The organism is Thermostichus sp. OS-CIW-33, assembly GCF_054059615.1.
The window spans coordinates 1-10,529 of record NZ_JBSSCH010000004.1 but is presented as its reverse complement, the minus strand read 5'-3'; the positions used below and the strand labels follow the sequence as shown (position 1 = coordinate 10,529).

General features: G+C 57.3%; 11 protein-coding genes, 1 tRNA gene, 1 other RNA gene and 1 pseudogene. 8 read left to right on the top strand and 6 right to left on the bottom strand.

Annotation, left to right across the window (positions count from 1 at the left end; all coding sequences use genetic code 11):
* Positions 1-59 precede the first annotated feature (59 nt).
* Positions 60-851, bottom strand: a complete 792-nt coding sequence (locus ACVWZG_RS03750; RefSeq protein ID WP_457393522.1) for an ABC transporter permease — start codon at positions 849-851, stop codon at positions 60-62.
* A 462-nt stretch (positions 852-1,313) separates the two neighbouring features.
* Between ACVWZG_RS03750 and ACVWZG_RS03745 the strand changes: the two genes are divergently transcribed.
* Positions 1,314-2,078 carry a TIGR03943 family putative permease subunit gene (locus ACVWZG_RS03745; RefSeq protein WP_457406435.1) on the top strand — a complete coding sequence of 255 codons (765 nt, stop codon included), beginning with the start codon at positions 1,314-1,316 and terminating at the stop codon, positions 2,076-2,078.
* Positions 2,079-2,088: 10 nt separating this feature from the next.
* On the opposite strand, the gene apcB is transcribed toward ACVWZG_RS03745, so the two are convergent.
* Together apcB and truB are read right to left on the bottom strand one after the other, a co-directional pair.
* The gene (gene apcB / locus ACVWZG_RS03740) at positions 2,089-2,592 is read right to left on the bottom strand and encodes an allophycocyanin subunit beta (protein ID WP_011433791.1); all 504 of its coding nucleotides are present in this window, start codon (positions 2,590-2,592) and stop codon (positions 2,089-2,091) included.
* 239 nt (positions 2,593-2,831) lie between these two features.
* Positions 2,832-3,731 carry a tRNA pseudouridine(55) synthase TruB gene (gene truB / locus ACVWZG_RS03735; protein WP_457406454.1) on the bottom strand — a complete coding sequence of 300 codons (900 nt, stop codon included), beginning with the start codon at positions 3,729-3,731 and terminating at the stop codon, positions 2,832-2,834.
* A 95-nt stretch (positions 3,732-3,826) separates the two neighbouring features.
* Between truB and ACVWZG_RS03730 the strand changes: the two genes are divergently transcribed.
* Positions 3,827-4,840, top strand: coding sequence for a DMT family transporter (locus ACVWZG_RS03730; protein ID WP_457415218.1), 1,014 nt, complete (start codon positions 3,827-3,829; stop codon positions 4,838-4,840).
* A gap of 22 nt (positions 4,841-4,862) precedes the next feature.
* On the opposite strand, the gene trpS is transcribed toward ACVWZG_RS03730, so the two are convergent.
* Entirely contained in the window at positions 4,863-5,858 is a 996-nt protein-coding gene (gene trpS, locus ACVWZG_RS03725) for a tryptophan--tRNA ligase (protein ID WP_457406440.1), read from the bottom strand.
* 123 nt (positions 5,859-5,981) lie between these two features.
* Between trpS and ACVWZG_RS03720 the strand changes: the two genes are divergently transcribed.
* The 3 genes from ACVWZG_RS03720 to gatC all read left to right on the top strand — a co-directional run bounded on the left by ACVWZG_RS03720 (position 5,982) and on the right by gatC (position 7,372).
* Positions 5,982-6,266, top strand: coding sequence for a chlororespiratory reduction protein 7 (locus ACVWZG_RS03720; protein WP_457406443.1), 285 nt, complete (start codon positions 5,982-5,984; stop codon positions 6,264-6,266).
* Between the two features lie 193 nt (positions 6,267-6,459).
* Positions 6,460-6,981: a photosystem I assembly protein Ycf3 gene (locus tag ACVWZG_RS03715; protein WP_414342688.1), complete on the top strand. Its 522-nt coding sequence runs from the start codon at positions 6,460-6,462 to the stop codon at positions 6,979-6,981.
* A gap of 97 nt (positions 6,982-7,078) precedes the next feature.
* Positions 7,079-7,372 carry an Asp-tRNA(Asn)/Glu-tRNA(Gln) amidotransferase subunit GatC gene (gatC, locus tag ACVWZG_RS03710; RefSeq protein WP_414330390.1) on the top strand — a complete coding sequence of 98 codons (294 nt, stop codon included), beginning with the start codon at positions 7,079-7,081 and terminating at the stop codon, positions 7,370-7,372.
* 2 nt (positions 7,373-7,374) lie between these two features.
* Here gatC and ACVWZG_RS03705 read toward each other — a convergent pair.
* A tRNA-Lys gene (locus ACVWZG_RS03705) sits at positions 7,375-7,446 on the bottom strand.
* 100 nt (positions 7,447-7,546) lie between these two features.
* Here ACVWZG_RS03705 and ssrA point away from each other — a divergent pair.
* Positions 7,547-7,948, top strand: a transfer-messenger RNA (tmRNA) gene (gene ssrA / locus ACVWZG_RS03700).
* 80 nt (positions 7,949-8,028) lie between these two features.
* On the opposite strand, the gene ACVWZG_RS03695 is transcribed toward ssrA, so the two are convergent.
* A complete protein-coding gene (locus tag ACVWZG_RS03695) occupies positions 8,029-8,667 on the bottom strand; it encodes a Crp/Fnr family transcriptional regulator (protein WP_414342684.1) in 639 nt (212 codons plus the stop codon).
* 304 nt (positions 8,668-8,971) lie between these two features.
* Here ACVWZG_RS03695 and atpC point away from each other — a divergent pair, with 304 nt between their 5' ends.
* Positions 8,972-9,385, top strand: coding sequence for an ATP synthase F1 subunit epsilon (atpC, locus tag ACVWZG_RS03690; protein ID WP_011433800.1), 414 nt, complete (start codon positions 8,972-8,974; stop codon positions 9,383-9,385).
* A gap of 266 nt (positions 9,386-9,651) precedes the next feature.
* Positions 9,652-10,401 (top strand): annotated as a pseudogene (locus ACVWZG_RS03685) (RNA-guided endonuclease InsQ/TnpB family protein); the annotation flags it as partial.
* Positions 10,402-10,529: the final 128 nt, after the last annotated feature.

Sequence of the window (10,529 nt, the reverse complement as noted above, 5' to 3'; positions counted from 1 at the left end):
GGAGAGGGGGAACTGTCGAGAACGGCTAGCGGGATCCCAGGCGGGAGCGGCTGTTCGCGTCAGCGGTGCGGAGCACTCCGCAGGGGGAAGCCAACGACCAAGATCAAGGTAACCAGAATGATCAAGGTGGAGAGGGCATTGATTTCCGGGGTAACTCCTCGTCGCGCCGTGCTGTAGATCAAAATTGGCAAGGTCAGGCTCTCCGGCCCACTGGTAAAAAAGGAGATGACAAAATCATCTATCGAAAGGGTAAAAGCCAGCAAAGCGGCAGCTTGGATCCCTGGCATGGCCAAGGGCAAGGTGACATAGCGTAGCTTTTGCCAGGTGTTTGCATAGAGGTCATAGGCTGCTTCTTCCAGGGCGGGATCCAAAAGTTGGAGACGGCTGCGCACCACAATAGCCACAAAAGCAATCTGAAACGTAATGTGGGCCAAGATCATCGTCCCCAGGCCCAGCTCAAAGAGGCCCGTGTAAAAGCGCACAAACTGGTAGAACAGCAGCAGCGCGATGGCCATCACAATATCGGGGACGATCACCGGCAACAGCATCAGCCCCTGCAGGATCTTTTTACCGGGGAAGCGATAGCGATACAGCCCATAGCCCAGCAGGGATCCCAGCAGCGTGCTGACCAGCGTGCTGACCAACGCCAGGACGAGGGTATTTTGCGTCGCCTGCCAGATCGAGGCATTCCGAAAGAGAGCCAAGTACCAATCGAAGGTAAAGCCCGTCCATACCAGCCCAAAGCGGGCGCGGTTAAAGGAATAGACCGCAATAAGCAGAATTGGCAGGTAGAGAAAACCATAGATGGCGTAGCTCACGCCCCGCAGCCAGCTAGGTATCCTTGCCAACATTCGCGTGTGCTATCTCAGTTGTCTCTATCCCACTGTAGAGCAGACCGCCAAAATTGCAGCAACTCCCTAGGCTTTATACACCCGCCTACAACCCTGTCCATCACGCTAAAGTCCGTTATCAATGGGATATCAATGTGAGGTTATCTGTGGCTGGATTTGTTGAATTGATGATGGGATCCCTGAAGCTGTAAAGACGGCAATCAAAGAACGTGAGCCAAACGAAATGTTTTGCTGTTCGCGTTAGGGGGACGGAGTCCTTGCCTTATTCGGGCAACCCGATACCTGTGACTGGGAAATTGGCAGCACAGGCATTCCCCAACGCCGGCAGTGGGCACTTCCGCGAGGATTGCTAAACTTAGGCTCGGAGTGGTGTGAAAAAGCTGCAACCCATGCCCAAAAGCAGTTCTGGTCGTGTTCGAGATAAAGCAAAATCCAGAGGAAGCGCACGCCAAAGCTAAGGTTATGTCTTGGCTCGGTGGTCGCCTCAGCAGCAGGGAGTCCAAACTGCTGCGGTGGGGCAATACGGCCTACTGGGAGGCGGCTGGGCTGATGTTGCTAGGGATCCTGCTGATCGTTTATCGCTGGCGGGGCACCCTGCTGATGTTGATCAATCCCGGCTACGTGAATGTGGCGCTGTTGGCCGGGCTGTGTCTGTTGGGCTTGGGGATTGGCCGTTGGCGAGGAGCCAAAGTTGCCTCTTCTGAAGTCCATGCCTCACTATTGGGGCCGCGGCTGGGCGCAGGACTGTTGATCCTGACGGCCCTGCTGGGGTTTTGGGTCGAGCCACGCCCGCTCTCCAGCCAAACTGCCCTCAACCGAGGGGTATCTCCCTATCTGGGGGTATCTCGTAGCCAGCCGCAGGCTTTTCGCCCCAAGCTCGACCCCCGTCAGCGTACTCTGCTGGACTGGGTGCGCACCTTGGATGTTTACCCGGATCCCTACACCTATGAAGACCAGCCGGTGCGGGTGCAGGGGTTCGTCATTCCTGACGAGCGACCCGACCACTTTGTTATTGCTCGGTTTTTGGTTAGCTGCTGTGCTGCCGATGCTTACCCCGTGGGCTTGCCGGTGCGCTGGCCAGAGGCAGAACAGTTAACTGCCGACAGTTGGCTGCGTCTGGAGGGGCGCATGGCCGTGGAGCAGCGGGATGGATTATCTCAGTTGGTGATCGTTGCCGAGCGGCTGGAGCCGATACCGGTGCCGGCCAATCCCTACGCCGACGAGTGAGAGTAGGCGCTCAGATATCGGTTTCGCTCAGCTTGGCGCTCAGGTAATCGAAGGGCTCGGCCACAAAGCTATAGTCTTCGCCGGAGCCAAGCAGCTCCAGGGTGCGGGTTTTCATGTTTTGGATCCCAATCACCGTCGGGGCGATGGGCACACCGAGGGAGTTGTAGGTCTCCCGCAAGCCCGCCAACACCCGCTCATCCAGAATGCTGTTATCGGCAGCCACCAGCGCGTAGGAAGCGTAGCGCAAGAAGTAGTCCATATCCCGCAAACAGGTGGCGTAGCGGCGGGTGGTGTAGGCGTTGCCTCCCGGACGGATGAGATCCGGCACCTGGGCGAACATGGCCGCAGCAGCCGTTTTGACGATATCCACTGAGTTGAGATTGATCACGTTCACAGCCTTGATGCGCCGCAGCCCCGAGTCATAAAAAGCCTTGAGCGCATCCATTGCCTCCCGATCCAAGTAGCGGCCCGTCAGGTCGTAGGTTTTGATCAGTGTGGTTACGGCATCCCGCATATCCCCAGCTCCATTCTTGTGACTTTATTTTGTAAAGTAGCTTGAGATGAAAAAATGAGAAGAGATTTTGCCGGACAACATCCAAAGGTCAACCTTGGAAAATTGAGCCAGAGCCCGGCAACGGCGACGCTTCAGTCTCCCCTTCGCCCTCAGAAGTTTAGCATGCAGGGGTTTCTTTCCCGCTTCCCCCTGAGACAATGGCCAATGTTGTTACAAAAATGTAACCTTTCTGCAACACTCTAGGGATCCGGCGGCAACACCCGCAGCGGCTTGAGCTGGCCTGCCTGACCATACCCCAAGCCCAAAAACTTGCCCGCCTCGTCCAGCACCCGCAAAGTAGGGGCATCGACAACAGGCCGGTCGAGGGGAATGGCCTGACCCTGCAGCCACTGCTCCGCTTTGGCGGAAGAGAGTTCTACTGCCTCCCAATCGGCAAATCCCCACTCAATGGGCAACAGGGCGGCAGCGGGATCCGCGGATCCCTGCCATTTCTCCAGGGGCAGGCTTTCTGCGATGCGAAAGGGGCCACTTTGCAGCCGTCGCAGCCGGCTCATCAGCCCTCCACAGCCCAATTTTTCCCCCACATCGCGGGCAAGGGCACGAATGTAGGTGCCGGGGCCACAGGCAACTTCCAGATCCACTTCCGGAAAGTCTCCGGCTCGCCAGCCCAGGATGCGCAGTTGCCGAATGACCACCCGTCGGGGTTCCAACTGGAGTTCCGCAGCCTCCACGCCGGCACGGGCCAACTGGTAGAGCTTTTTCCCCTGGCGCTTAAGGGCGCTGTAGAGGGGCGGCACCTGCCAGATCTCGCCGGTAAACTCCCGCAAGCACTGCTCTACCTGCTCGCGACTCAACTCAGGACAAGGGGATCCCACTCGGATCTGCCCTTCGGCATCGTCGGTGTCGCTGCGCTGTCCCAATCGGAAGGTTGCTTGATACACCTTATCCCCCGACAAAAACGACAAAAAGCGTGTTGCCCGTCCCACCGCAATCGGCAAAACCCCCGTTGCCGCCGGATCCAAGGTGCCCCCATGCCCCACCTTGCGGGTGCGCAAGACCCGCCGCACCACTGCCACACAGTCGTGGGAGGTGAGCCCCGCCGGCTTGTCCAGGTTGAGAAAGCCCTCCAGGGATCCCATGCCAGGCATAATATGCATCAACAGTTAAGATTTGTAACTGAGCTGCCCCAGCGCTTAACATGGGGTTAACTTCCGTCTCCAAGTTTGAAGCACTTATGGCTCAGTCTGACCTGTTCTTTCAGCCTATCTGGCAACGCCTCCTGATGATTGCCCCCTTTTTCCTGTGGGGCTCGGCGATGGTGGTGATGCGAGATGCCCTCTCCGAGACCACCCCCCTCTTCATTGCCATTCTGCGGTTGCTGCCGGCAGGGATCCTGGTTCTTGCCTTTCGGCTCTGGCAGGGGCGGGGTTCTGCGTCTCACGCCTGGCATCCCAGAGGGCTGCGCGGCTGGCTATGGGTGTTGGCGTTTGCGCTGGTGGATGGCACATGTTTTCAGGGATTTTTGGCCCAAGGGCTGAAAGAGACAGGGGCAGGCCTGGGATCCGTGCTAATCGACTCGCAGCCGCTGGCGGTGGCTCTGATGGCCACCTGGTTTTACCGCGAGCGGATGGGATCCCTAGGCTGGCTGAGCCTGGGGCTGGGAGTTTTCGGCATTGGCCTCATCGGCCTATCCGGTGGGGGATCCCTGCAGTTGGGGGCCGGCGTCGTTTGGATGTTGATGGCCTCCCTGTCGATGGCAGTTGGCACCGTGATGATGCCCAAGGTGGCGGAGGTGGCGGATCCGGTGCTGGCGACGGGCTGGCACATGGTGTTGGGCAGCCTGCCCTTGATCCTGCTGTCGGGACTGACGGAGACTCAGCAATGGCAACACCTGAGCGGAACCCACTGGCTGGGCCTTCTCTACGCTTCGGTGATGGGGAGCGCCTTGGCCTATGCCCTCTTCTTCTATTTCGCCTCCCAGGAAAACCTCACCGAGTTCAGCTCCCTGACCTTCCTCACCCCCATCTTTGCCCTGCTGTTTGGCAGCACCTTTCTGGGGGAATCGCTGACGCGGCTGCAATGGCTGGGAGTGGGCATCACTCTGGTCTGTGTGTACTTGATTAACCACCGGCAAGAATGGCAGGAGCGCCTCCACCTGGGCTGGAAAGGGATCCTCTCAGAGCTGGGTTTAGACTGGCTGGTGAGCGCCTTGAGCACCGTCGAGATCCGCGATGGCAACCCCGACTGATCAAAGCTTGGGCAGGGATCCCTCAGGGGGGTAAGAACCCCATAGCCTCTCTCACCGTTTTTAGCGTTTGCTCGGCGATGGCACGGGCCTTAGCGGCATTCTCTCGTATCAGAACGAGCAGGTGGTCCGGGTTGCTCCACAGTTCCCGGTAGCGCTGCTGAATGGGCTCCAGGGCAGCGATGATGCTGTCGGCAAGGAGGGGCTTGAACTGCCCCCACCCCATCTCGGCACACTCAGCCGCCACTACCTCCTTGCTTTTGCCGGAGGTGAGCATGTAAATCGTCAACAAATTGTGGGCTTCGGGACGAGCCGGATCGTCAAAAGTAATGCCCCGAATGGGGTCGGTCTTGCATTTTTGGATCTTCTTGCGGATGGTATCCGGGTCATCCAGCAGATGAATACGGCTGAAATCCGAGGGATCCGACTTGGACATCTTCCGCGTACCGTCGGTTAAGCTCATCACCCGCGCCCCCTCCGGACGAATCAGGGCCTCTGGGATCAGAAACACCTCTCCAAAACGGTCATTGAAGCGGCGAGCGATGTCCCGACACAGCTCAATATGCTGCCGCTGATCCTCCCCCACCGGCACATACTTGGGCTGGTAGAGCAAAATATCTGCCGCCTGCAAAATCGGGTAGCTGAACAAGCCAACGCTGGTCTCCTCTCCCTGTTTTTCTTTCTTCTCCTTGTATTGGATCATGCGCTCCGCCCAGTTCATGGGGGTGATGGTGTTGAACAGCCAGGCCAGCTCCGTATGGGCAGGCACGTGGGACTGGACGAATAGCACGCAATGCTCCAGGCTGAGACCGCAGGCCAAATAAAGGGCAAACAGCGAACGGGTTCGCTCCCTCAGCAGCTTAGGATCCTGAGGAACGGTGATGGCGTGTTGATCGACGATGCAAAAAAAGTTCTCGTAGTGCTCCTGCTCGGCCACCCAGTTTTTAATTGCCCCCAAGTAGTTGCCCAAATGCAGTTCGCCAGAGGGCTGAATGCCAGAGAGGGTGCGCGGCTTGGCCATAGGGAAAGCAGATCTCAAACGCCAACAAGACGGAGGACAAGAGCAAGGAAAGTCTTTTTCAGGATATCAAGAGAGGCGCAACCCGTTGGTTCATGATGGAAAAAAGACGCCCAACCCCACACCATGTTAGACTCAGAACCCGAACTGTTGCGTGCTGCCAACCACTATGTGCTGCTGATACCGGGCTTGCCGGAGCAATTTCTCAGCCCCGAGGAATTGCAGGAGTTTCTCATGCGGCTGTTGCAGGAACATCCCCACTTAGTGGATGCAGATCTGGCCCGCTATCCCACCCCTCAAGCGCAGGCACAGCGGCTGATCGACACCGCCTGTGAGATCGAAGTTTCCCCCGGCGAAACCGTGCAGTGGCATCCTGTGCGCCTGAGCAAGCGCTCCTCGACACGGTCTTAACAGGCTCGGAAGTTCCTTGGCCAAGCCGTTCGCAGCCTCGTTGCAGCAGCGTTGCAGTTCCCCTCCCGCAGGCATAGCAAAAACCTCACCAGAGGTGGGGTGGGCAGTACGGGGTTGTGTTTCGGATCCCGCCTTGGGCGTGATACAACGCAAGAGTAGAGATCCTTAGTCCTAAACTTAAAAGGGGTCAGCCATGCCGCGCAGCATGAAGAACGACAACTTCATTGACAAGACCTTCACCGTCATGGCCGATCTAATTCTGAAACTGCTGCCAGGGGTGAGTTCCGAGGAAAAGAAAGCCTTTGCCTACTACCGGGATGGCATGGCCGCTCAGAGCGAAGGAGAATACGCCGAGGCCCTAGAAAACTACAGAGAAGCCCTCGCCCTCGAGCAAGGGGAAGAAGACCGCAGCTACATTCTCTACAACATGGGCCTGATCTACCAGAGCAACGGCGAACTGGACAAGGCTCTGGAGTACTATCACCAAGCTCTGGAGTTGAACCCAAGACTTTGCTCTGCCCTGAACAACATTGCCGTATTGCTGCACCACAAGGGCGAGCTGAGCCTGCAAGCCGGGGATGAGGAAACAGCAGAGGCCCTGTTCAACGAGGCTGCCCAGTACTGGATTCGGGCCATTCGCATTGCCCCCAACAACTACATCGAGGCCCAAAACTGGCTGAAAACCACCGGGCGCGCCAACCTGGAGGTGTACTGAGCTTTCCTGCAGAAGGACTCCGTTCCGTTAACGCGAACGGTTGATCTCGGCTACCCTGGGCTAAGTCAAGTCGATAATCTGGGAGCCGGAGGAGAGGATGCTGCAACGGGAAGAAGTCCAACATGTTGCTCACTTGGCTCGTCTGGAGCTGACCGAGGAGGAAGAGATCCAGTTCACAGAGCAGCTAACAGACATCTTGGCCTACGTGGAGCAACTGAAGGAGCTGGACACGGAGGGGGTAGAGCCCACCTTTCATGTCCTGGACATGGAACTGCCCACTCGCCCCGATGAAGTTGAGCCCTACCCGGATATCGAAGGGATCCTGGCCAACGCCCCTGATCGAGCTGACATGTTCTTCAAGGTGCCTCGCATTTTGGAAGAAGAAGACTGACATGGGTCGGCAGGGATTCGAACCCTGGGCCAATCGGTTAAAAGCCGAGTGCTCTACCGCTGAGCTACCGACCCAAGTTTGCAGCTTCGTCATATTAGCAAAGCTTCTGTCACATTCGCAAAGGTTCTGGCCGTATCCCCAAAAATCTTGCTATGCTGGACTCAAGTCAACCCCGGGGCTGTAACGGTTTCGACGGGGTGGCGAACATGGGTTCATGATGCAGGTCGGGATTGAGCTTATCCCGTTACCACCAGGCTCAAAACAGTACGTGCGAACAACGTCGTACCCTTTGCTCGTAAAGCAGCTGCTTTGGCTGCCTAAGGCTCAGTAACCGAAAACTTACTCTGAGCTCGAGGATCTGCTCACGACCCCGTTAAGTGGGCGGATCACAACCCCAACGGGTGCAGCTCTCTACTCTGGCTCCGTCGAGGGAGAGACTAAGATTAGGCGGAGAACTCCCATCGCCGGGATCCAAGCGGCGATCCCCGCCTCGAGGGTCAAAGAGGCTAAACCTGTGAATGAGTGATCCCTCAGTACCCATCTCGGACACGGGTTCGACTCCCGTCAGCTCCATCTCCCAGCAGTTAACTACGAGCCAAAAACTGCCAGCTTTCAGCCATGCCCTAGGAGCAGATCCTGCTCAGTTTCTAAAGGTTTTACGGAGCGTGGGCGAGTTTGATGACAAGGTGCCGGTTTTTGTCCACCGCAACCCAGCCCTGCTGACGAAAGCGGTTTAGGAGACGGGTAATGGTGACCCGGGTAGTGCCGATGGCATTGGCCAAGTCCTGGTGGGTAAGGCGCACTTGCAGGCGCACCCCTGTTGCAACCGGGGATCCCAGCTCCACAGCCAAAAGGGAGAGCAACTGGCGCAGCCGATCCTCTACCCGCCGCCGTCCGGCCAAGGCAAGCAATGCTTCGGTTTGGCGCAGCCGACGCACCACCTGCTTGAGCAGCCCTTGACTCAGGATCTCTGAGGCTTCCACCTCTGCTGCCGGCAGCCGCAGCACATCAACTGCCGTCAAAGCCTTAGCTTGGTAGGGATCCAGCATCGTCAGAGGGGATCCCAGGGGCATGGAGGGGCCGGCAAACCCCAACAACGCCTCACCGCCATTGGGATAGAGGGTGGTCAACTGTACCACGCCCCGACAGACGATCACCCATTCATCAGGAAACAGAGGGATAACCTGGCCGGGAGTGTAGGGGGATAAACTGCGGCTTCGGTAGAGGTCTTCTAGCAGCTGGCGCTCCCGTGTGGACAGGCCGGCAGCAAAATGGCTAGGCATCGCTTCAGGCATAGGCTGGCTCCGCTAGGGAAACTGGGCGCACCGGTCGTTGGGCTCCCTTCTGCAAACCAACAGCAATGGGCTGGCCGTCAATGCTGAGGTGGGGGCGAGAGATAAGTGTTCCCGACAACACCTTAGCGCTTGCCTTCCAGCCTGAGGTAAAGGCAAAGTTATGCACAGGTTAAGTGTGGCTGCCTCGAGAGAAGAGACAAAAGGAGAACCCGGCAAAGCTGCAGGGATCCGGATCCGGTAGGATCGGAAGCAGGGTGCTCCGCACCGCCGACGCGAAAGTGTTCAAGCCCTCAGGAGATCTGTCGTGACGCTGATGGTTCGTGTGATTACCCCCGACCGCACGGTTTGGGATGCCCCCAGCGAGGAAGTGATCCTCCCTGCCACTTCGGGCCAATTGGGCATTCTCACTGGGCACGCCCCCCTCTTGACCGCCATCGGCAATGGCGTTATGCGGGTCAAAGCCGATGGAAAGTGGTTGGCCATTGCGGTCATGGGCGGATTTGCAGAAGTCGAAAATAACGAGGTAACCGTCCTGGTCAACCGAGCAGAGCGGGGTGAAAAAGTGGATAAGGCAGCGGCTCAGGCCCTCTTGGACGAAGCAAGCAAAGTTTTGAATACCAGCAGCGACAAGCAAGAGCGCTTGCAAGCCAAGTTGGATCAACAGCGAGCCAGGGCCTTGATCCAAGCTGCCGAGATGGGCAGCAAGACTGGAAGCTGACCCTGTCCCGGCGCGGGATCTGCAGATGGAGCTCAAGCTGCAGGAGAGATGGAGGGGCTGAGGCGCAGCCAGGGGGCCATTTTCGATCTTTGGGGATTGGCTTTGTTAGCTAGACCGGCGGGAAGCCCCGCCTTCTGTTAGTGACTAGTGGCTGGTCACTATCCACTCACCACTATCCAGGGTGAGGGTCGGGATAAAAGGCGAGGACACGATGCTTCGTCCTTACTGGTGCTATGACCGGCGTAGCAGGATTTTATACCCTCATCATGAGAACTGCTTACCAGTATCGCTTACGCCCTACTTCTAGCCAAGTTGCTCTGATGGACCAATGGCTAGACTTGTTACGCAAGCAGTACAACTACCGCTTGGCAGAGCGCTTTGCGTGGTGGGAACACAATCGCTGTGATAGCAATGCTTGTCCCTTAATCTGTCACTTGCCTGAGCTGAAAGACAAGCCCGATTTCTACTCCCAGAAACGGGACTTGGTGAGCACGAAAGCCCTGTTTCCGGAGTACAGAGCAGTCCATTCGCAAGTCCTGCAAAACTGCATAGAGCGAGTGCACAAAGCATTCGACCGGTGGCTGAAGGGGGACGGTAACGGCAAGCGGGCAGGGAAACCCAGATTTAAGGGAGCTGGGCGGTATCGCTCCTTCAGTTTCCCCCCGATGCAACAGGACTGCATTTGCGGGCAGTTTATCCATCTGCCCAAAATCGGTGCTGTTCGGATAATTCAGCACCGTCCTTTGCCTGAGGGCTTTGTGATTAAGGCGGCTACCATCACCCGCAAGGCAGACGGGTGGTATGTGACCTTGAGCCTGCAAGATTCGTCCGTCCCTGAGTTTACTCCTGAGTCTGCAACGCTGGAAAACACTACAGGGATCGACGTGGGACTGGACTCCTTTTTGGTGACCGATGCGGGGGAGTCTGTTCCAGTTCCCCAGTACTATCGCAAGGCAGAGCTCAGGCTCAAGAGGTTGCAGCGAGCCTTGTCTCGCGAGAAGAAAGGGTCAAACCGCCTATGGCTAGTGACTAGTGGATAGTGACCAGTAGATAGTGAATAGTGACTATCCACTAACCACTATCTCAGCGCAAAGATTTTCATGACAAAACAGCGAACTGGCTGGTAAGCAAGGGCAAGCATATT